Genomic DNA, 21,630 nt, shown 5'->3' with positions numbered 1-21,630 from the left:
CAACTCCTTGACCAGGAGTCATCCCTTGCATGTTACGCATCAACCTGGACTAGCGCTCTCATCCAAAAGATCAGCATAAGCCGTATATGGTCCCTATTCCTTTGCGGGTTACTGTCTACCTTAACTCATACCACGCAGCCGATCCGCAATAACTCTCATCATGCTTCGCAGAACATCAATATTCTGGAAGCAAAAGGTCAGCACCAGATCCCGATGAAGCTGCAGCAGGACGGTAGCTTCCTTCGCCGTACAGTCAGCCGAACGAGGACCGCTGTCGATAATCGCCATCTCACCGAAGAACGCGCCTTCCTGTAGAACCGCGTACTCTTCACTGCCTCTATGCACACGAATGCTTCCTTCGATAATGCCATACATGGTATCTCCGAAATCACCTGCGCGGCAGACGACTTCTCCAGGTTCGTAGGCAACTTCTTCCACCATTTGAGCGAGCCAAATGAAATCCTCAGGAGCTAGATGCACGAACAAATCTACTTTTTGCAGCACGAGAATCCGCCGTAAAATGACTTCGTCCTTCGTTAAGCCTTCTGCTGTCTTGGTTACAGGCAATTGCAGGGTGGCTGCGACTTCTGCGTGACTTTGCTCCAGTTCAGACTTAACCGCTGTCTGTCCCCGCTCCAATTCGGATCGCAACCTGCGGGACAGCAGCTTCATCATTTCAACCGCAATGCTGGTCTGATCGAACATCATATCGTAGAAAACAGAGGAATCCAGTCGCCACAGAAGAACATCCTCCTCGGCTTTAATGGTTGCTGTTCGGGCTCCCTGAGTCAGAATCGCCATTTCACCGAAGCATTCTCCCCGCTTCAGCTCGCCTAGCGGCTGCCAACCTCGGTATACGCCGGCTCGACCTCCATCCATAATCATCAGGGAATCTCCTAGATCCCCTTCCTGAATGATGACTGCCCCCTTCTGAACACTCAGTTTATGTAGTCGCCGTGCAATAACAGAGAGATCTCTGCTGATCATCCCTTGGAACAAAGATACATGACGGAGCAAATGCACGCGATGCATCAAATCCGAGAGATCCTCATTTGGTGAAGTTCTGGGCTTGTCCATGGTGAGATGCTGTATCGCTTGCTTGAGCCAATCATCCCCTTGCGCGGATAACCAGTTCAACTGTTCGCTTAGTGGCATGTCCGTTACTGAATTCCTAACCACCACGCTTGAGCCTGACATAAATGTCGTCATTTCCGTGCGCAGGCTTCCTCGAAGCGTTTGATCGATCACTTCCTCCGCATTGGCCTGCTGCCTGGTATCCCCTTCGGACCAGTCGATATAGACGGCCTGCATCGTTTTCTCTTCATAGATGAGCGATAACAACTGGAAGATGCGTCGACTGATCGCTGTTCGAATTTCTCTTATGATATTCTTGATGTCCGAGCAGCCCTCTATCCCAACAATGCTCGCCCCATGTTCAGCAAACTGCCCATGCAGCTTTAATTCGCGGAGAATATAAGTCTCTACTTTGTGGCTGTCCACAAAAGGTAGTCTCTTATGCATACGAAGCAGCGATTCCAAAATGCGATCACGCATGTCGTAGTTGGCAGCCTCGTAGCAGTCGAACAGCATATCGAAGGCTCTCTGCGTAGCGATTCGTTCGAATACGGCTGGTAAATACAAGCCAATTTCTCTCTGGTTCAAATAAGGCGCTAACTGTGGCAAAATATCCTGCTCATCATAAGCAGCGAGGGCCTGGGTGGCGTAGCGCCGGGTTTGGCTGTCTTTTAACATCGCAACTATCGGTACAATTAACGGAGGTACATGAAGAATAGCGGCAGATTCTAAAGCGCGAATTCGAACCTGCGGACTGCTGTCTTGTAAGAGAGAAATCAGCGGTTTATAGAAATTTTTCACACGAATTTGTCCAAATAAGGCAGCCATCGCAATCCGTTCTTCTTCATGCCCGCTTTCCATCATTTGTTTCAATTTCCCGACCGCTCGAAACATACCTTCAATACTATAATATTTCACCAAACCAGCGATGGCAGCTGCTTGTACCTCCACTGATTGATCTTCTAGATGAACGGTTATTTCATCTACATATTCCTCATTGGCATACGCTGCTAGCGCCATTATTGCCCTAGCTTTCACCTGATTGTTTTCGGTTGCCACCAAGAATTGCAAGATAGGTTCGAAGCCGTCCGGCACCTTTTGCTCCACATAGGCCAAGGCTTCCATACACATTTCAGGAATTGAATGATGCAGCAGTCCGTCTAGATGAGGCGTTAGTTCGAAGGAGTCCATCTCTCGTAAAAGACCGAAGGCGTACAAAGCTTGCTGCTTATCTGAGCTGGATAGCGCATCAATCAGGATTTGCCGACTAGCAGGGTCCATTAGATTGAGTTCAACCTTCTGGAGATCGTCTCCCCCTGTTTTGAGATTAGATAAGAGGGTATGCAGATAGGCTTTCTTGACCTTTATCCCCGCAACGATTCCAATCACAAGCAAAACCAGCACGATATAACTCAATTGTTCAGGAGCAAGCAGCCGCGTTACGATAAGTAAACAAATGGCAGCCAACCCCTTGGCCCCATTGCGGACAATGCCATCTAGGAAGCTCTTTGCTCTGCCCCGCCACTCCGGTGGAACAGGGAACATCACTAATTGGCTCACTGAGGAGTAGAGAGTATCCCCGACAACTTTATCGCTTCCTTTCACGATTACAGCCATAGCCAGTACAGGCAGGACTAAAATACCAAAACTGCCAGCAATTAAGGTAATCGGGAAGACAAGCAAGGCGGTCATCACGCCGAATCGCGTCAAGATGCGACTGGATATAAACAATTGAACAAATAAAGCAATCAACCCGGAGAACCCATAGAAGCTGCCCATAAACCCAGCCAAGGCCTCATTCTGTAAGGTCCCTCTCAGGATCACCTTGAATTGATAATCAATTAATGTGAGAGATAATACGAGTGCTGCAGATAAAATGGCGACATATTTCAGATGAGGAACGCTCGCGAATAAACCTGATTTCCGACGTACGGCCTGCTTCGCCGTTGTTGTCCTAGGCTGAGCCGGTTTGGCTTCTATCGATTCCTTAGCGAAACTTAAGATCAAATAAACGGCCACCAAACCGAGCAGCTGTAGACCCGCATAAAAGTAAATCAGATTCGCCGTGCCTACGAGCGGAACGAGTGCTTTTAGCCCAAACCCGCTTAAAATCCCCCCCGTAATCCCCCCGCTTCCTACGATTCCAATCATCTGCTTGGCTTTCCTCTGATTCATCACTGATGTGGCGAACTGCCAGAAACAAACAATCATCAGGAAATTAAACACGTCATAGCCGATGTAGATAACAGGAAACACCCAACGCAGCTCTAGTCCCACACCAAACCTAGAAACTAGAACCAGTACGGAGATTAGCGGAATTAGGATCTTCATGAGGCTTTCCAACCGAACCTTCGGTGAGTATCGTTGAAAAAGGATCCCCGCCATGATCATGACCAGGGCCTGAGGCAAGTACATCAGAGATAAATAGGAATTATCAAACCGGCTTAAAAAAAGCGTATCTGCCGCGGTTCTCCCGATGGTTGAGGCTGAAACGACACAAAATAAATAAGCGAATAAGAGAAAAACTTTCCCATACTCTTGCTTATCTTCAGCGAATTTATGTAAAAAGATCTGATAAGTTTTGCTAAACATCATACGGCTCATGATACACCTCATTTTAGAATCGACGCTTAAAGACGCCTAATGAAATTGTACCAGAAGTCCTAGGATTAAATAACTAATTTATTAAAAAAAAAGAGACACAATCCGTCACAATACTACGAAACTCAACCGAATTAAATCAGCTAAAAAATGAAAAAAAGCCGCCCCAGCAATGGAACGGTTCTATGCTATGACGATTTCCTTGCAGATCTTCTCTTTTAAGGCGAAGAACTGAGCCCTATTAGGGACTGTTCTACTCCTTATTGGGATCTCTCATGCTCTTGCGTGCCACCCCTGTACGATAGGCTGCTTCAACAACTGCCTCCCTTACCTTTTCCACCACTTTCTGGTTAAAAACGCTTGGGATAATATAAGTCTCATTCAATTCTTCATCGGTTACTACGGATGCAATAGCCTGAGCAGCCGCCAGCTTCATTTCCTCATTGATCTCACTCGCCCTGCAATCCAAAGCGCCGCGGAAAATACCGGGAAAGCAAAGAACGTTATTGATTTGATTCGGCTTATCAGATCTCCCTGTAGCCATCACTCTCACATAGGGCTTGGCAAGCTCGGGATCGATCTCCGGCATGGGGTTCGCCATCGCGAAGACAATCGGGTCCCTCGCCATGGATCGAACATCATCTACTGTTAAAATGTTAGGAGCGGAAACGCCAATGAATACATCCGCATGCTGGATAACGTCGGACAAACTCCCTGCTTCCAAGTTCGGATTCGTCATCTGGGCAAACTCGGTCCAATGCGCATTGTCGTACTGTGTATTTCGGTTAATCGCGCCATAGCGGTCCACTCCGATTAAGTTACGCACGCCAGCGGCGAGCAGCATCTTAGAGCAAGCGATACCTGCCGCCCCAATGCCGTTAACAACAACTTTAATGTCCGACATTTGTTTGCCTGTTATTTTCAGCGCATTCAACAATCCGGCAAGCAGCACGACCGCCGTCCCGTGTTGGTCATCATGAAACACGGGAATATCGAGTTCACGCTTCAGCCGTTCTTCGATCTCAAAGCAGCGAGGCGACGATATGTCCTCTAGATTGATGCCTCCAAACGCTGGAGCTATCGCTTTGATGATGCTGACGATTTCGTCCGGATCCTTCGTATCAAGGCAGATTGGGAATGCATCCACGCCCGCGAATTGTTTGAACAGCATCGCTTTGCCTTCCATCACTGGCATCGCGGCCAACGGTCCGATGTCGCCAAGCCCAAGTACAGCCGTACCGTCGGATACCACTGCGATCATATTCCGTTTGATCGTCAGCAAATAGGCTTTGCTTGGCTCTTCCGCAATGGCGGTACAAATTTGAGCGACCCCAGGGGTATACACCCGGGACAAATCGTCACGGTTTTTGACTGGAATTTTCGAATTTATCTCAATCTTCCCACCTAAGTGGACAAGGAAGGTACGGTCCGATACGTGAATCACCTTTACACCGCTTAGACTTCGAAGAGACTCGCCGATAAGCTGGCTATGTGTTTGATCGAAAACATTCACAGTAATATCGCGGACAGTACTCGTGCGACCGGAAGAAATGACATCTATGCCTACAATGTCTCCCCCTGTCTTTTCTATGGTAGCAGCGATATCGCCGAGCGAGGTTAACTCTTTATCTATTTGAAGCCGAAAAATCATATAAGTCGTTGCACCGCTTGGAACTGACATGTTCCTGTTCACTCTCCCTTTAATTTTGCTCTAATCGAGCCTTTCCTTTCAGCATTATTGCTTGCCTTCCAGCAGCTCAGCTCCCGCGATCCCCGGGTTTGTCATCTCATAAGGATCAAGAATAATCTGCAGTTCCTCTTCCGTCAAAACATTGTAGATCAGACAGAGCTCTCTAACAGGCTTTCCTGTTAAAATGGCTTCTCGCGCAATTCGCGCCACCACTTCATAGCCGAGATGTGGGTTAAGCGCCGTAATCACGCCTACACTTTGCTCCACATATTGTTTGCAGCGCTCCACGTTAGCTTCGATCCCTTCCAAACAATACACGCGGAATGCTTGGAATACTTGATTCATCATGCTAAGCGACTGCAATAAATTGAACACCAGCACAGGCTCCATTACATTAAGCTCAAGCTGTCCCGCCTCGGACGCCAGACATATCGTGTGATCGTTGCCGATGACCTGGAAGGCTACTTGATTGACGACCTCCGCCATCACTGGATTCACCTTGCCAGGCATAATAGAAGAACCCGGTTGGCGTGCAGGCAGCTGAATCTCCCCGAGACCGGCGCGAGGTCCTGAAGCGAGCAATCGCAAGTCATTGGCAATCTTGGACATATTGATCATGCACACCTTCAATGCAGACGACACCTCGGTGTAAGCATCCGTATTCTGCGTCGCATCCACCAGATGTTCGGCATTGATAAGCGGCAGTCCACTCAGCTCAGCAAGCACTTCTACAACCCGCTTAATGTAGCGCGGGTCTGCATTTAAACCAGTTCCAACGGCTGTTGCGCCCATGTTGACTTCATATAAATGATCACGTGTTTGCTTAATCCGCTTCATATCGCGAGCCAGCACCCGACTGTATGCCTCAAACTCCTGTCCCAGTCGAATGGGTACGCCGTCCTGCAGATGGGTCCGGCCCATTTTGATAATACCGTCGAATTGAACGGCTTTGTTGCGAAACGCCTCGAGCAGCTCTTCCATCGTCACAAGCAGCTTCTCAATCTGAGAGAGTGTGGCAATATGAATCGCGGTCGGAAACGCATCATTGGTTGACTGTGCCATATTCACATGCGTATTGGGACTTACTGCAAAATAATCTCCCTTAGTACCCCCGAGCAGCTCGATAGCCCGATTGGCGATGACCTCGTTGGCATTCATGTTGATGGATGTACCCGCTCCGCCTTGTATCGGATCGACGATGAATTGATCATGCCATTTACCATCAATAATCTCCTGTGCCGCTTGAACGACAGCATTCCCGATGCGAGGGTTCAACTGCCTGATCTCCATGTTCGCCACCGCTGCCGCTTTTTTCACAGTTGCCATAGCACGAATTAATTCTTCATGAATGCGGTAACCTGTTATCGGGAAGTTTTCGACTGCACGCAGTGTTTGAATCCCGAAATAAGCATCTATAGGTACTTCCTTTGAACCAAGAAAGTCTTTTTCCACCCTTAACTGAGCTGTTGTCATTGTCGTATCCCCCAAAGTGATTTCAATTACGCAGCTTTCTTAACAGACTCTACATATTGCTTTCCTTTTTTGTTATCGTACTGCCCTTCCCACTTCGCCATGACAACCGCGGCAATCGAATTGCCGATCACATTGACAGCCGTACGGGCCATATCCAGAATACGGTCAATTCCTGCGATAAAAGCAAGTCCTTCGAGCGGAATCCCAACCGATCCCAGGGTAGCCAGCAGCACGATAAAAGATGCACCCGGCACACCAGCAATCCCTTTGGAAGTGAGCATCAGAGCAAGCATCAAAGTGATCTGAGCGCTGATCGACATGTCAATGCCATACATTTGAGCAATAAATAGAGCAGCTATGGCTTGATACAGCGTAGATCCGTCCAGGTTGAATGAATAGCCCGTAGGAATGACAAAAGAGGTGATGGCTTTCGGTACACCGAACTTTTCCATTTTCTCCATCATCTTAGGCATGGCCGTTTCCGAGCTTGCTGTAGAGAAAGCGAGGATCAGCTCATCTTTGAGTATGCGAATAATGGTCATTACACTAGTGCCGCAAAGCTTTGCGATCAAGCCAAGTACGACGAACACGAACAGGAACATTCCCAGGTACACAGCAAGCACCAGCTTACCCAGTGGAACCAAGGAGCCTATACCAAATTTGGATACCGTCACACCAATCAACCCGAAAACACCAAGAGGTGCGAATTTCATAATTTGGTTGGTCACCCAAAACATCGATTCGGAGAGCCCCTGAAAGAATGATAAAACCGGTTTCCCTTTCTCACCAACTGCGGCAATACCCAAGCCAAGAAATACCGAGAAGAAAATAATGGCCAGCATATCACCTGCAACAAAAGATTCAAACACGTTTCTCGGAACGATATTGACGAACGTATCAATGAAGCTGTGGCTGGTTACCTTCTCCGTCGCTTCGACGTACTTGTTAATATCCGTCTTGGCAAGCGCAGACATATTGACACCTGCTCCAGGCTTCAATATATTGGCCACGACTAATCCGAAAATAATGGCGATCGTCGTTACGATTTCAAAATAAAGAATCGTCTTTCCGCCAAGCTTGCCCAGCCTTTTCATATCCCCAACGCCCGCTACTCCGACAACAAGCGAAGAAACGACGATAGGAACGACAATCATTTTAATCAAACGGATGAAAATATCGCCCAATGGCTTTAAGTAGCTCTCAACAGTTGGGTTTCCGAAAAATATAGCTCCTACGATAATCCCCAAAATGAGACCAAACAAAATTTGAAATGCTAATCCGAATTTTTTCATTATGATTCCCCCTTTTATTAAGCGCTTTCTTTTTCATGAAAGCTTTTGGTTACGCTTTAATAGATTTCATCTTAGTGGGGAATCTACAGAAAGCTAGACGAATCTACAATTTCTCTTTTTTATTTTTTCAAAAAATATACGTGTGTAAAAGTAAGCTATAGGTATAGAAGGAATAACGCAAACTATGTCGAATGACTTTTACTTCATGTGAGAAGGAGGGAAACAAGAACTTTGAAGGAAAAATGGTTCCTGCTCATACTCATGATCATTTCGGTTCCCATCGCAGGCGAGTTGAATTTCTATCCGTTTCGAGATGAGTTTCGGGTTAGCTTAGGCACCCCCACCTTCTTCCTTTTCCTGTTGTGGCTGCGGACTCCATCCCCTCTTATCTCAGGTCTTCTTGTCGGGATATCCGTTGCCCTCTTTCGCACAGGGCTTCAGGCGTTCCTTGACTCAGATTGGAACTGGTCCGCTTCCTTTCATCATCATTATCCGGTATTCTTCTACTACCTGACCTATGGAATCGTCTTCACGGCCGTTCGTATGAACCGGTATCATAATCGGCCGCTTATAGTCGGCTTTCTAGGCGTTTCGATTGAAATCGCCGCGACGTCGGCGGAACTACTATTTCGATATACATCCATCACCGAGATGACTTCTCTTACCACCTGGAATCAGATTGCATTAATTGCTTTTTTTCGCAGTTTTTTCGTGCTAGGTATTTTCAATATCGTGAAGTTGCGACATTCGAGGGCAGCCGAAGAGCAGCAGCGCAAAGAAAACGAGAAGATGATCATGCTTATCTCCGAGCTTTATGAAGAATCTATTCAGTTGAAGAAAACGCTGCACAATGCGGAATATATAACGCGGGTTAGCTATGAACTCTATCGGTCTTTAAAGGATGTACATCTACAGGGGATCGATGACTTGTCGCAAAAAGCACTCCGAATCGCCGGTCAGGTTCATGAAATCAAAAAAGATAATCAACGGATTTATGCGGGGTTGTCCGGTTTAATTTCACATGATAGCGATTACTTACCCATGGATGAATTGGCCGGAATCGTCTTACGTTCTAATGAGAAATATACCAGATCCCTCGGCAAGAAGATTACATTCTCACTACAGATCGATGGCGAACTCCCATTATGTCACGTGTATGCCACCTTATCCTTGCTTAATAACCTAGTGACTAATGCCGTTGAAGCAATTCGGGAGTCGGGCTATATCAGGATTAGCGTGATACGAAACGGAGATGATATCGTTATTCGTGTAATTGATAACGGTCCGGGTATTGCGCCTAAGCATCATGATCGGATCTTCATACCAGGGTTTACTACGAAATACGATGAATCCGGCAACCCTTCCACGGGTATAGGACTCGCTTTCGTGAAACAAGAAGTCGATCTGCTTCATGGAACCATACGGGTTCAAGCCGGTAGTGACGGGGTTGGTGCTAATTTCATCATCACATTGCCAGTGGGCCAGATAGGAAAGGAGGAATAGCCTTATGCGTTTCTTTATTATCGATGACGATCCGGCCGTACGTTACATGCTGGAGCAGATTATCGAGGATGAGGATTTGGGAACTATCGTAGGTGAAGCCCCTGATGGGGCATACATTGACAGCGATCTACTTGCCCTCAAACAAGTGGATATCGTTCTTATCGATTTATTGATGCCTGATCGTGACGGTATAGAAACCGTTCGTGAGATTTCCGGTAAGTTCGAAGGCAAAATCATCATGATTTCTCAAGTAGAGTCGAAGGAAATGATTGGGTTGGCTTATTCCTGCGGAATTGAGTATTATATCACGAAACCGATCAACCGATTGGAATTGATCGCCGTTATTCGTAAGGTTTCCGAGCTGCTTAGGCTGCACCAATCCATAAGAAACATTCAGAAATCACTAAGCGCCATCGGCATGAACGGCGTCCTTACGGAGAAAGATCCGACTTCCAGTGCAAAAACAATAGTAACAAGCGGGAATTATGTCTTATCGGACCTTGGATTAATCGGTGAATCCGGCTGCAAAGATTTATTGGAGATGCTAGATTATTTGTATCGTGCCGATATGAATCAACCGCTCGCGCTTAACTTTCCACCGCTTCATGAAATTTTTCAAAACGTCGCCGAAAAAAAATTAACTCCCTCAGCCTCCGACAGCGATTTGAGAAAAGAAGTCAAAGCAGCCGAGCAGCGGGTACGACGGACTGTGAACCAAGCGCTAACAAACCTAGCCTCCCTTGGATTGCTTGATTATTCGAATCCTAAGTTTGAGGAATACTCGAACAAATTTTTCGATCTAAGCGATGTCCGCAAAAGAATGAGGGAATTGGAGAATAAGGAAGATGAATCTCAAAGTATCATCCGACAAAATACAAAAAAGTTTATTCAGGTGCTTTACTTGGAAGCCAAAAAATTGATTAGCCAGCTGTGAGGTAGGTTCCGTATCATTTGACCCGGAATATTCAATCCGGGAGTCAACGATGCGATCGCAAAAAAAATGGCGGAGCAAGAATAAACCTTGCACCACCATTTTTCTGCTTTTCTAACATAAAGGAGCCGCACTATACTCGGTAATTGTCGCTTCTCCAGCTCTTGATCGACTTCTTAATCGCGTCAGGCGATAACTGCTCAGCAGAAGCTTTCTTACAAAGTGTAGGAAACTCCTCATCGGAAGCAAAGCGCAAAGCTGTAATTTGCCCCATCGTGAGCTTGGTATCCAGCAGCTTCTGGGTCAACACATAATGCCTGAGATTTTCTTCTGCCCGTATCGCGCGATCCTGCGCTTTTAAAGGATAGGACCGTACAAGAAGAAATATAATGACAACAATGATAGAAATGAGCAGAAAAATAGCCGCGGGCAGCACGTCTGTTCCGGATTGTACTGACCTAACGAGCTGGGTAAGTGATAGGATCACTAAACCCAGCGCCAGCACACTGTAAACAAAATGAAACAGCGGATGCATCCTACGATGATTCGCATAGTTTTGATGACCGTTACTCATAACTTCTCTACGATTTCATCAATCTCACTTTTTAATAAAAGGTACCGATGTACACTTCTCATAATTGGCACTTTGGTTAATTTGTTTTTGTCCACATACAGTTTCATCTGATCTTTAGAAAGACCTAATGATTCTCCCGCTTCCATAACGGTTAGTACTTCTTCATTACTTGTAGCGTTGAACGTTGACTTCACTTTTTGATTCCAGTCTTCAAAAGTATTCATATGCTCGCACCCTTCTAATTCCGTTACTTTAATTATACCACAGAAATTAAAAGAGGCATCATCCAATTAGCGGATACTACTTCACATCCTCATCGTTTAAAAGCTCCAGCAGCGCTTGTGGCAGGGCAAATTGCTGATTGTTAATAATAATTCGATTCAACTTATCGTCCATTGTTTCCGAATGCTCTTCTTTAATGACTTCAATTTCGGCATGCAAGCGTTCCATTTGCAGATCCAAAGCTGACGCGGCTGCAGCCGCTTGCTTTAATTCATCCAGAAGCCGCGCTGGTACAGCTTGATTGCCTTGATTGAACTTATAATAGATTTTATGCTCCAAACTTGCCCAAAAGTCCATTGCAATCGTTCGAATCTGAACTTCGATGCACACACTTTCTAGTCGATCCGACATATGTACAGGCACTTCGATGATCAAATGAAGACTTTGGTAGCCATTAGGCTTTGGGTTCTTAATATAATCCTTTTCATCTAGTACTTTAAGGTCGCCTTGACTCTTCAGCATCTGGCTTATGACATAAATATCAGAGACAAACGAACACGTAATCCGCATCCCTGCGATGTCCTTAATACTCTCCTTAATCCCTGAGAACGAGAGATCGCCTCCCTTTCTATTGAGCTTGTGAAAGATACTTTCCGGAGACTTCAAGCGTGATTTAGTATGTTCAATCGGGTTATATTCATGCAGCATTTCGAACTCCTGCACAAGAATTTCAATTCTGGTCTCTATCTCATCCAGTGCGAACTTATACGTCATCATAAATCGTGTCAGTTCGTTCTTGAATCGTTTTAAATCATTGATCGAAAGTTGATTCATCATGGTTGTTTCCATCCTTTGGTCGTGGTTATTTTACCAGTCCTAGCTAGTGTAATGCACATGTATCACTTGGTGCAAATTTGGTGTTCGTATTGACATCTTCTGTGGCGTCTTGGTATAGTACTCCTATCATATTCGAGTGAATACTTACGACGGAAGCACCCGTAAGATAAGGCCGATGGCCTTTCTTGCAGGTGCTTTTTTTGTTGTATTCATATCCATTTCCCAATTTGAAGGAGGTTGTCTATTGAAAAATTTCACCGCTTTGCTCACCGCTTTAGCCCTCGCCTCGGCCATTCCAGCCGAATTGGCTTCAGCCGCTTCATTCGAAATCACAACCACGATTCAATCCTCTCTCGACAAAACGATTGCCGGCGCGCCTCAAACCCAAGCTAGTAAAATCAGTTCGCTATACACCGAATTCCTCAACATTCAGAAGCAAGAACAGGACTGGGAAGCCAAGATCAATACGCTGCATAGCAGAAATAAGGATACATCGGCAGAGCTTAGTAAACAGGCCAAAGATATCGATTCCGCTAAATTGGCGAAATTGGAGGAGGAGGTCACGCGAACAAGAGCTCGGCACCAGCCCTTATTATCTCAATACGCCGCGCTAAACAAACAAATCGAAGCCGCCCGAGCGCTGAAAAGCAAGAGCTTGAGCGCACTGCTAAGATTCCAAGCTGCTGCTATGAAAATACCCGTACAACTAGCTCGACTCGACATCAGCGCCAAGGTAAAAGCTTCCCAAGCCGCTAAAGACAAAGCATCCAAGGCGACGAAAAAAATCCGCAGCAGCCTGAATGACATTGACCCCATAAACGTACAAATCAAAGCTAAGCAAGGTGCTATCAAAACGATCCAAAACAGCCTCTCCCCGATATGGACCGCATTTAAACAAGGAGCAAAAAAAGAAGATACGAATGCTGTTCAAAGCTCACTCACCTCCATGATTTCTCTATCCCGTCAAATGAATGCAGAAAAAGAAAGCATCTTTAAGCTTGAAACGAAGATAAGTGATGCACTCACGGCGATTAAGGCTCAGATCCCGTAGGTTGGAGTCGCTGATAAGGAGTCTGCTTTATTGCCCCCGCAATCATCAGCCTTTGGAGATGTTGCTTATCCAAGCATCTATCAAAAAGCAGCAGCTTTGTTCGAATTCTTGGGACAACATCTCCCCTTTCAAAATGCGAACAAACGTACAGCCTTTACTGCACTAGTCACCTTTCTCCGTTACAACGGTTATCGTTTCTCGATGGATAACAAGGCTGCGGAAGATTTGACAGTAGACATGGTTAACCACCAATATTCTTTCGATGACGTAGCTGAGATATTCAGGAGACATACAGTGCCCATTGACTAATGAGGCTGCCCCAAAAGTTCATCATCTCCCCTCGCTTTAACACCCATACAACTCAAAAAAGCACCCTCTCAGGTGCTTTTTATGCTTATACTAGCAAAGTACTGCTTAACGCTTCCTAAACTACCTTGCAAAGGCTTATGGTTTGAAATACGGAGGTGCTTTAAACCACCCTTTTCTCATTAATACATCTTTTAACGTTATCGCGTATGTAAACTTCTTCATCTGAAATTTGGCGAACATTGCCGCAACATCCGGCCGTACTGCCTCTGTCATGCCCCGGCAAGCATAAGAAATTCCCAGTACAATATTGAAGCTGAGAAGATTCGCTACTTCCTCATCAGACAGTTTGGAGCCCTCCGGAATATTTCGAAAATCGCCAATCGGTATAACCGGCGTTGCCTCGGGCACCGGGACGCCTTCTGCTTTTAAAAACTCAGTTAGCTCTGCAAAAATTGGACCATGAACATCGTTAATGACTTCTTTCAGCTTCTCCTTAAGTTCTAGATCCTCTACAATATTAAGAGACACCTTTTCACCGCGCATTGTTTGATCCGTTGCAGTCAAATAAAACCACAGATTCATGACTTCTCCGACGTTTAAAGGCGGTTTTTCACCATCCAGAAACGGCTTAATCGCATCATTGAGTACTTCCATGATATTCATGTTCGCAGCTCCTTTTTTGCTAGTTAGCGTTCCCATTTGTTTGGCTTTTATTTCATTTCATTCATTAAAAATATTTTTCAACCAGTTTGTCAGCTGTTCGTGTAGCGAGAGCTTGCGTTGTAAGCGTTGGATTCGCCCCGCCCAATGCGTTAAAATGCACACTATTATCAGCAATATATAACCGCTTTGTCTGATAGGATTCACAGCTGTCATCTACGACAAACCCCATCCTCATGGTGCTTTCCATATGTATCATCAGAGAGGCCGGCCAGTCGGTCCGGAGCACCTTCTTGGCTCCTGCTTTCCGCAAAATTTCCACGGCGATTTTAACCAGTTCGTTACGGTTCCAACTCCCCCGTTGTCCGGGAACATAGCTCACCTTCGGGACAGGTCCATTTTCATCCTTATTTGCAGGATCAACCGTAACCCCGTTTCTATAATTAACCTCATCGTCTGCAAATATAACTATGCTTAACGTTCTTCGATAGTTTTCCATCCATTGCTGCAGCTCAGGCCCTATAACTCGGCCTTTAGCATACCATGGCATACCGGTAAGGGGCGGCTGCATGGAGCTGTATCCAGACTGACTTAATCCATAGCTCATAGAGGCGCTTAGTCCGGGGCTCATCCCTGTAACCTGAATGGATCCAAGTCCAGGATAGTCAAGCCTCCCCCCTGATGTATGGCCAACAAAGGGATTGATATCCGGACTTCCCAGAATGGCGACCAGATCTTTTTCATCGAACATACCCGTGACCCAGTCAAAATAATGATTAACCAGCCCCCGTCCAACCCATGGATTACTGGGCAAACCAGAATTTAGCCAAAGCCGGGGACTTTCGATCGTTCCCGTAGCCATGACCACGACTCCGGCTCTAATCTCTTCTGTCTCCCCTGTCCATGTTTCCCGTATGCGCACGCCAATTGCTCGCAAGCCTTCCGTCAGATGAGTTTCCGTCAAAATTTGGGTGACAAAGGCATTGGGCCTTATGGTTACACGGCCTGTCTTTAAGGCTAGCGGGACATAGCTAACGTTGGTTGAACGCTTTGCAATTTTATCCACAGAAGGCCCGTGCGGGCATCCGTTGATACAATGACCGGCAAGAGTACAACCTTGCATCCAAGACAACTGTTCAACGGAATAATCTGGATTGGTAAGGTTCTTATTCGGAGGCAAAATGGCGTTGGGCTGCGGGCGATAGCCAGGAACTGTCACATTCAATGTGGGAATCAGCTGCCAGCCGGCCTTTTTTGCACCGTAAAAAAACAGCTCCTCTTTGGAAGTCATTGGAGCAAACTCAACCGGCAGCGTCGCTTCGACTTTTTCATAATAAGGAATAAGTTCGCGATAAGAAATCGGCCAAACATGATCAACCGTCACGGGAAAAGCGCGGGGCGAATTGGCAAGATAAGATTGCGTCGTCCCTCCTACGCCGGAATTTTGCCAAACAAACCCTCGCTCCGTTACACTCCGGAACCACGGAGGGCGATTTCTATCCGCAGGCCCCCAGCGAAGTCTCCCTGTGATCAAGTCATTCATTTCATCTTCATTCTTGTTGTACTGCTCCTTGAAAAGGAATATATTCAAATCATCCGGTTTGGAGCTGCTTTGAGCTCCGCGGTTCGTATTCGGATCAGGCCACTGTGAATTCCCATACCAGGGACCTGCCTCCAACACCAAGACCTGAAGGCCCTTTTCCCCAAGCTCTTTGGCAATCACGGCTCCACCGCCACCCGAACCGATCACAATAACATCAGGGTCAGTCATTCGAATATTCCCCCTTAGCATGCGGATATTTTAATAAAAATCCACGAAAATCACGGTATCCGAATGCCGGCCCGGGATAACCAATCATACGCCAACCCGGAGGAAAAAACGCAACCTGTCGGTAGGCCGGAGGAGAGAGACGGGTTGTTCCATACCCGAACCATTCTGAATAGTAACCGAACATCGTTAATTGAGTTAACGAATCTATCATGGTTTGTATCATTCCGGGGTTGTTTTGATAAGGAGGAGGCATCAAGTGGAGAGGGATCTCGAGCCGATCTAGTAGAGCCAATGTTTGCAGCCTATCATCGCGGGACAGAGCGGAAAACAGTCCGCCTCCGGGGAAAATCCAAGGGCTTAAGGGATGTTGAGCTAGCCCTCTCCGAATTAATTGCTCAGCCCCCATATCAAGTAATTGAGCTGTTAACCTCGAAAGAGGAATCTGAATTCGATGCTCATCGTTTATAGGAACAAATTGCGAATGATCGATTTCGTTCATCACGAATTCATCCACACAAAGCTGAACCGCCCCGGCTATAGGGATTGCTCCTATCGCTTCTGCCTGTCGAAGGGTAGGCGGAATAATCGTATCTACTAGCGCTTGAAAGGTCGCTTTGATGTTCATATCCCCTGTGCCAGTGCTTCCATTGGAACGCGACATTAAACTCACCACCCCATTTAGTCGAGTCGTTACTATCTACATATATTTGAATCTGTGCTCACTATGTCAAAATAATAGACATTAGCTGCAGGCAAATCGAAATATTCCTATTTGTTGCCAAACACAATAAAAAGAGCCTGCCAACGATCACTTGGCAAAGCTCTTTTTGCAGCTTAAGAAATATTACTCCCATGGATACTGAGTTACCAAATAGTCAGCGAACTTCTTGCTTTCCTCACGGCGGTGTTTCCTCATTTCCGTTCTATGCTCAGCCGTTTCATGCAGCTTTATTTCTTCTTCCGTCTCAGGTATTATACGAGGTACAAGTATCGTCTTATTCTGCTCATCCAAGGCAACAAAAGTAAGAAAAGAGGTCGCGGCGATCTTCCTCTCACCACTTCTTAAATCTTCCCTGATCACTTTCACAAATACCTCAATTGAACTCTTGCCCGTCCATGTGACGAAAGACTCTAAGGATACAGAATCCGTTGGCCTAATAGGGTGTAGGAAATCAACGGAATCCGTAGAAGCTGTCACAGTTGTCACACGACATAATTTGGTAGCAGATATTGAAGCAATATCGTCGATATAAGACATTAGCTTGCCTCCAAACAAGGTATTATGGTTATTGACATCCGTTGGAAAAACTCTGGAAATTTTAAAACATCGTGTTTCTCTTACATATTTCTTTTCCAACATATTCACACAACTTTCTTACAAAATGTAGTCACTTCGGACATTTTTCCCCGTTCATGATGCCGCTATGCTTTGATAAAAAAACACTACCCAATTCATATAAATGGATAGTGTTTTATTTGTTTTGTATGGAGTAATGCTCCCTCCGCTTTCGCTTAGGTATTAACAGATTTTCCACCTACAGAGGGAAGCCTGCTATCTCTTTTCTTTAAAGTCCCTATCACAATACCAACCGTAGTAAGTATAAAAGCCACAACGTGAATCCAGCCAATTTTTTCATCCAAAAAAATAATTCCCCCAACCATACTGGCAAAAGGCAGCCCGTTTAGAAACATAGCTGTTTTATTGGCGCCTAGAAATTTAATACCCTGATTCCACCCTAGTGTACCCAGTGAAGATGCTATCCAAGCTGACATCAACATAACGGCCCAAGCCATGGCTGGCAAATGAATCTGTGCATACGACGAAGGCCCAAAGAAAGTCACTGTACCCAGATTTAGCATGACTCCCCCAATTAGCGTGGAATAGGTAGTGACAACTAAAGTTGGCATGGAGGTTGTCGACAACTTCTTGATGAACAATGCACCAACAACATAAGCTAACATGGATAGAAGCATGATGACATCACCCCATCCAGATAAACCAACCGAACTATCTGCCGATTTGGAGGTTACAACCAAAACGACCCCTGAAAATCCAAACAGAATACCGAGGCCCAATCTCATACTGAATTTTTCCCCAATGAAAATGGATGCAAGCAGCGCGGTAGTTAGCGGATTTAATCCTAGGATCAGCGATGCATTTGTAGCTGTAGTTGTTACAACCCCATAAGCTAAAAACAACTGATGAAAGAAGATCGATGTTAGCCCTATAAGAAAAAGAAGTCCCCACTGCTTTGCATTAGGTTTATAGAATCCATATTTTTTAAATACAAACGGAAGCAACACAATTCCAGCGAGCGGCATCCTAATTGCGGCTACAAGCATGGGCGAAATAAACTGTGTAAGGTATTTAACCATTACAATATTTAAACCCCACGAAATGACTACCATAGCTAAGATAAAATAAATGGTTTTCTCCGACTTTACCAAGATGATGCACGCCTACTCTCTATCGATTATTAACTAATATAATCTTATTACACCACAAAAAGACACCTAAGACGGTGTCTTCTAGTACCTATCATCTTACTACACTCTTTGCTTCCATTCTATTAGATCATTACAATTATTTTCTTGTTCACTCAAACCAAACTGTTTATCTTTAATAATCAGATTTCCAATGATACATTTCAAAATTTCGCTCCTGCGTCCTAACTTCTCTGTATAGCGAAAACATCCTACCCTATCCTCCCAATTAAGTACCTCATAAAGCAAAAGACACCCTCTCGGGTGTCTTTGTTCGACCATAATTCGTCACGGCGTGAAGGTTGTCTCGTGGGAAGTTAGACGGAACGATTACGCGGATGCTCCGAAAGAATGGAGCTAACCAAACTCCTCACACTCGGGTGTGGCGATTGGAAAAACTGCGATTTATCTTCGCACAGCTCGACCACTTCCCCTTTCTCCATCACGGCCAGAACATCAGAAATAGAGTAAGCTGCTTTAATGTCATGAGTGATAAATAGGTAAGAGAGGCCAAACGCTGATTTCAGGTCGCTCAAAAGCTGCAAAATTTTCGTTTGATTCACCATGTCCAGGCTGCTTACCGCCTCATCGAGTACGATCAGCTTCGGTTTTAAGGCAATCGCTCTCGCAATGTTGACTCTTTGCAGTTGTCCGCCGCTAAATTGATGAGGATACTTGTGCCTGTCATCCGATTTCAACCCGACTGTTTCCAGAAGCTCTCCGACCGTTCGTTTGTACTCCTTCTGGGATAATGTCTCGTAGTTTTGCAGTGGCTCTCCGATAATTTGTTCCGCATTCATTCGCGGATTAACAGCCGAATAACAATCTTGAAAAACCACTTGAAGATCTCGACGAAGTCTCCTGCGGGTGGACGAGTCCGTGTTGTAAACATCAATCCCCTGAAAAAAAACTTGCCCTTTCTGCGGTTTTTCCAGTCCCAAGATGACCTTGCCCAGCGTGCTTTTACCTGCTCCGCTCGTTCCGAGAAGGCTTAAGCACTTGCCATGTTCGATGGAAAGAGTAACGCCGGAAAGCACTGTTGCCCGCTTCTTCTCCTTAAAGAACAGATGGGGTGCTCCATAACTATGAGTAACGTCCTTCACCTGAAGCAAACTCAATTCTTCACCTCCTGTTTAGACATTAGTAGGATAAGCAGCAGGGCGGCCACCCCGATAACCACACAACCGGAAAACATGACTTCGTACGAATACGCATTCGCAATCAGACTCATCCCCCAAATACCTACCGATGTTCCGAAATCGGCGGCTGCGATGAACAGCCCGATCCCCCTGCCTCTGAACCGTTCTGGCACAATGAACGAAACATAGGTCAGCAGTGTTGGATACAGCATCGACAAGGCTATTCCATTGCAAACTGCGGCAAGCAGGATCACAGGCAGCGATTCAGCCATTCGAACCAAACACACGGCGACCGTTATGAGGAATATGAGGAGAGCAGCTGCACGAACAGGAAAACGACCGTTTGTCGGAATGAGTTTTCTGCCGAAGAAGCGTAATGTAATAAGAACAGCGGTTTCGGTCATGAAATAATATCCTGCATACGGCAACTCGCGTCTCTCTAGATAAAGCGGGAGAAAAGCCGCCACCGTTCCGATGATCGCCGAAGCTAGCAGCATCGATAGGGATGGAAGCAGCAGCTTCCGATCTTTCCATCCTTGATAAAGCTCCTCACTTCGCAAATTCGCAGCAGCTTGCGAACCGATAGGCTTATTATTTCGACGCTCAGGCAGCTTGACGTTCATACCAATGAGGAGTGTTATCACACTGATCGGAATCAAGGCCATTAAGATGTAAGGTATGGGAACTTTTCCTGCAAAATAAAGAGCGAGAAAGGGTCCGTACGTGTAAGGCAGCATCGACGAGAGTGAGAAAAGGGAGAGCCCCTGCCCGCGAGCTTTCTCCGATAAGGCCTCGATGATCATCAGGTGCGATACCATGGAGAAGAAAGCAAGAATCACGCCCTGAGCAATTCGAAGCAGAGCGTAAACCCATAGCTCCTGAATAAGATACATGGAGATGACTACTACATTAAGAATTAACGCTGCGGCGAGTATCCGCTTTGCACCGAGTTTATCAACAATTTTACCGGCAACGGGCCGTAAAAACATCGAAGTAAACATATAAGCACCCATGATCAGTCCGATCTGCGACGGGCTTGCTCCAAGCTTGTGCGAGCTAAGCGGCAGCAGAATCAGAAGGATATGGCTGCTAGTGAAAAATAAGGCGGTAACGAGGTAAATCTGCATCGCTTTCGCACCAAAGGGACTACCCTGCGAAGCAATCTCAGATTGCTGCATAGCATTCATGACAATACAAACTCCTTGGTCGGTTGGTTGATCTGTTGGTTAATCTGCAGCTTGGGTCTGGCATCGAGCAATTCCTTCGTATACGCATGCTGCGGATGATCAAATAGCTCGTAGACATCTGCTTTTTCAACAATCCGTCCATGCTGCATAACGGCCACATCGTCAGCCATTTCCGCAATGACCCCCAAATCATGAGAGATCAATAAAATTGACGTACCATGTTCGGAACGAATGCGATTGAGTTGACGCAGCACCTGCAGTTGATTCGTCACATCCAGTGCGGTGGTCGGTTCATCAGCAATAAGGACAGAGGGCCGCAGGCACATCGCGACAGCAATCATAACCCGCTGCAGCATCCCCCCGCTCAATTGAAACGGATACCGCCGCATGAGCCCGAAAGGATCCGGCAAGTTCACATCCTGTAAAGAGTCGACCGCCAAATCGACCGCTTGTTTTTTGGTTAGAGCGGTATGCGTACGGATCGTTTCGACGAATTGATCGCCGATCGTAAACACAGGAGAGAAGGCATTCATCGGATTTTGCATAATGAGGGCGATCTCTTTCCCACGAATACACCGCATCTCCTCGGCCCTGAGCCCATTCAACTCGCGACCGTGTAATCGGATACTACCTTCCATGCATGCTGTTTTTTGGTCCAGCAACTGCAAGATGGAAAGACACGTGACTGATTTGCCGCTGCCGCTTTCTCCGACAAGACCAAGCACACGACCAGGTTTCAGCTCTAAATCGATATTGTGAACAAGGGAAAGCGTTCCCTGCTCCGTCATTACCTTTACGTGCAGGCCGCTCACCTGCAACACATTGCGCAATT

At 46.1% G+C, this 21,630-nt stretch carries 19 protein-coding genes; 4 read left to right on the top strand and 15 right to left on the bottom strand.

What is annotated here, in order from left to right; genetic code table 11:
• Positions 1 to 120: 120 nt before the first annotated feature.
• The 4 genes from QFZ78_RS24635 to QFZ78_RS24620 all read right to left on the bottom strand — a co-directional run bounded on the left by QFZ78_RS24635 (position 121) and on the right by QFZ78_RS24620 (position 8,130).
• On the bottom strand, positions 121 to 3,678 hold the full coding sequence (locus QFZ78_RS24635) for an Npt1/Npt2 family nucleotide transporter (RefSeq protein ID WP_307551426.1): 3,558 nt from the start codon (positions 3,676 to 3,678) through the stop codon (positions 121 to 123).
• A gap of 250 nt (positions 3,679 to 3,928) precedes the next feature.
• Complete coding sequence (locus QFZ78_RS24630; RefSeq protein WP_307551425.1) at positions 3,929 to 5,356, bottom strand: NAD-dependent malic enzyme; 1,428 nt, start codon at positions 5,354 to 5,356, stop codon at positions 3,929 to 3,931.
• Between the two features lie 54 nt (positions 5,357 to 5,410).
• Positions 5,411 to 6,838, bottom strand: coding sequence for an aspartate ammonia-lyase (aspA, locus tag QFZ78_RS24625; RefSeq protein ID WP_307551422.1), 1,428 nt, complete (start codon positions 6,836 to 6,838; stop codon positions 5,411 to 5,413).
• A 26-nt stretch (positions 6,839 to 6,864) separates the two neighbouring features.
• The gene (locus tag QFZ78_RS24620; RefSeq protein WP_307551420.1) at positions 6,865 to 8,130 is read right to left on the bottom strand and encodes a cation:dicarboxylate symporter family transporter; all 1,266 of its coding nucleotides are present in this window, start codon (positions 8,128 to 8,130) and stop codon (positions 6,865 to 6,867) included.
• A gap of 231 nt (positions 8,131 to 8,361) precedes the next feature.
• Here QFZ78_RS24620 and QFZ78_RS24615 point away from each other — a divergent pair, with 231 nt between their 5' ends.
• A complete protein-coding gene (locus QFZ78_RS24615; protein ID WP_307551418.1) occupies positions 8,362 to 9,633 on the top strand; it encodes an ATP-binding protein in 1,272 nt (423 codons plus the stop codon).
• A 4-nt stretch (positions 9,634 to 9,637) separates the two neighbouring features.
• Positions 9,638 to 10,567 carry a response regulator gene (locus tag QFZ78_RS24610; protein ID WP_307551416.1) on the top strand — a complete coding sequence of 310 codons (930 nt, stop codon included), beginning with the start codon at positions 9,638 to 9,640 and terminating at the stop codon, positions 10,565 to 10,567.
• 130 nt (positions 10,568 to 10,697) lie between these two features.
• Here the strand turns inward: QFZ78_RS24610 and QFZ78_RS24605 are convergent, their stop codons facing one another.
• The 3 genes from QFZ78_RS24605 to QFZ78_RS24595 form a co-directional block, all read right to left on the bottom strand.
• Entirely contained in the window at positions 10,698 to 11,138 is a 441-nt protein-coding gene (locus QFZ78_RS24605; RefSeq protein WP_307551414.1) for a DUF6526 family protein, read from the bottom strand.
• Positions 11,135 to 11,362: a hypothetical protein gene (locus QFZ78_RS24600; protein WP_060646304.1), complete on the bottom strand. Its 228-nt coding sequence runs from the start codon at positions 11,360 to 11,362 to the stop codon at positions 11,135 to 11,137. Before QFZ78_RS24600 ends, QFZ78_RS24605 begins: the two co-directional genes overlap by 4 nt.
• 76 nt (positions 11,363 to 11,438) lie before the next feature.
• On the bottom strand, positions 11,439 to 12,194 hold the full coding sequence (locus tag QFZ78_RS24595; protein WP_307555872.1) for a GTP pyrophosphokinase: 756 nt from the start codon (positions 12,192 to 12,194) through the stop codon (positions 11,439 to 11,441).
• Positions 12,195 to 12,441: 247 nt separating this feature from the next.
• On the opposite strand from QFZ78_RS24595, the gene QFZ78_RS24590 reads away from it, so the two are divergent.
• Positions 12,442 to 13,248 carry a hypothetical protein gene (locus QFZ78_RS24590; protein WP_307551412.1) on the top strand — a complete coding sequence of 269 codons (807 nt, stop codon included), beginning with the start codon at positions 12,442 to 12,444 and terminating at the stop codon, positions 13,246 to 13,248.
• 30 nt (positions 13,249 to 13,278) lie between these two features.
• Positions 13,279 to 13,557 carry a type II toxin-antitoxin system death-on-curing family toxin gene (locus QFZ78_RS24585; protein ID WP_307551410.1) on the top strand — a complete coding sequence of 93 codons (279 nt, stop codon included), beginning with the start codon at positions 13,279 to 13,281 and terminating at the stop codon, positions 13,555 to 13,557.
• A gap of 135 nt (positions 13,558 to 13,692) precedes the next feature.
• Here the strand turns inward: QFZ78_RS24585 and QFZ78_RS24580 are convergent, their stop codons facing one another.
• From QFZ78_RS24580 to nikD, 8 genes are all read right to left on the bottom strand, one after another.
• Positions 13,693 to 14,220, bottom strand: a complete 528-nt coding sequence (locus tag QFZ78_RS24580; protein ID WP_307551408.1) for a DUF3231 family protein — start codon at positions 14,218 to 14,220, stop codon at positions 13,693 to 13,695.
• A gap of 64 nt (positions 14,221 to 14,284) precedes the next feature.
• Entirely contained in the window at positions 14,285 to 15,988 is a 1,704-nt protein-coding gene (locus QFZ78_RS24575) for a GMC family oxidoreductase N-terminal domain-containing protein (RefSeq protein ID WP_307551407.1), read from the bottom strand.
• The gene (locus QFZ78_RS24570) at positions 15,981 to 16,649 is read right to left on the bottom strand and encodes a gluconate 2-dehydrogenase subunit 3 family protein (RefSeq protein ID WP_307551405.1); all 669 of its coding nucleotides are present in this window, start codon (positions 16,647 to 16,649) and stop codon (positions 15,981 to 15,983) included. Before QFZ78_RS24570 ends, QFZ78_RS24575 begins: the two co-directional genes overlap by 8 nt.
• 183 nt (positions 16,650 to 16,832) lie before the next feature.
• On the bottom strand, positions 16,833 to 17,345 hold the full coding sequence (locus tag QFZ78_RS24565) for an acyl-CoA thioesterase (protein WP_307555870.1): 513 nt from the start codon (positions 17,343 to 17,345) through the stop codon (positions 16,833 to 16,835).
• Positions 17,346 to 17,500: 155 nt separating this feature from the next.
• A complete protein-coding gene (locus QFZ78_RS24560; RefSeq protein ID WP_307551403.1) occupies positions 17,501 to 18,436 on the bottom strand; it encodes a DMT family transporter in 936 nt (311 codons plus the stop codon).
• Positions 18,437 to 18,789: 353 nt separating this feature from the next.
• On the bottom strand, positions 18,790 to 19,590 hold the full coding sequence (gene nikE / locus QFZ78_RS24555; RefSeq protein WP_307551401.1) for a nickel import ATP-binding protein NikE: 801 nt from the start codon (positions 19,588 to 19,590) through the stop codon (positions 18,790 to 18,792).
• Positions 19,587 to 20,798, bottom strand: coding sequence for a staphylopine family metallophore export MFS transporter CntE (cntE, locus tag QFZ78_RS24550; RefSeq protein WP_307551399.1), 1,212 nt, complete (start codon positions 20,796 to 20,798; stop codon positions 19,587 to 19,589). Before cntE ends, nikE begins: the two co-directional genes overlap by 4 nt.
• Positions 20,795 to 21,586, bottom strand: coding sequence for a nickel import ATP-binding protein NikD (nikD, locus tag QFZ78_RS24545; protein WP_307555868.1), 792 nt, complete (start codon positions 21,584 to 21,586; stop codon positions 20,795 to 20,797). Before nikD ends, cntE begins: the two co-directional genes overlap by 4 nt.
• Positions 21,587 to 21,630 lie beyond the last annotated feature (44 nt).

Origin of the sequence: Paenibacillus sp. V4I5, from assembly GCF_030817255.1 — a bacterium.
Taxonomy (GTDB): domain Bacteria; phylum Bacillota; class Bacilli; order Paenibacillales; family NBRC-103111; genus Paenibacillus_E.
This window is presented reverse-complemented; position numbering and strand designations above follow the sequence as displayed.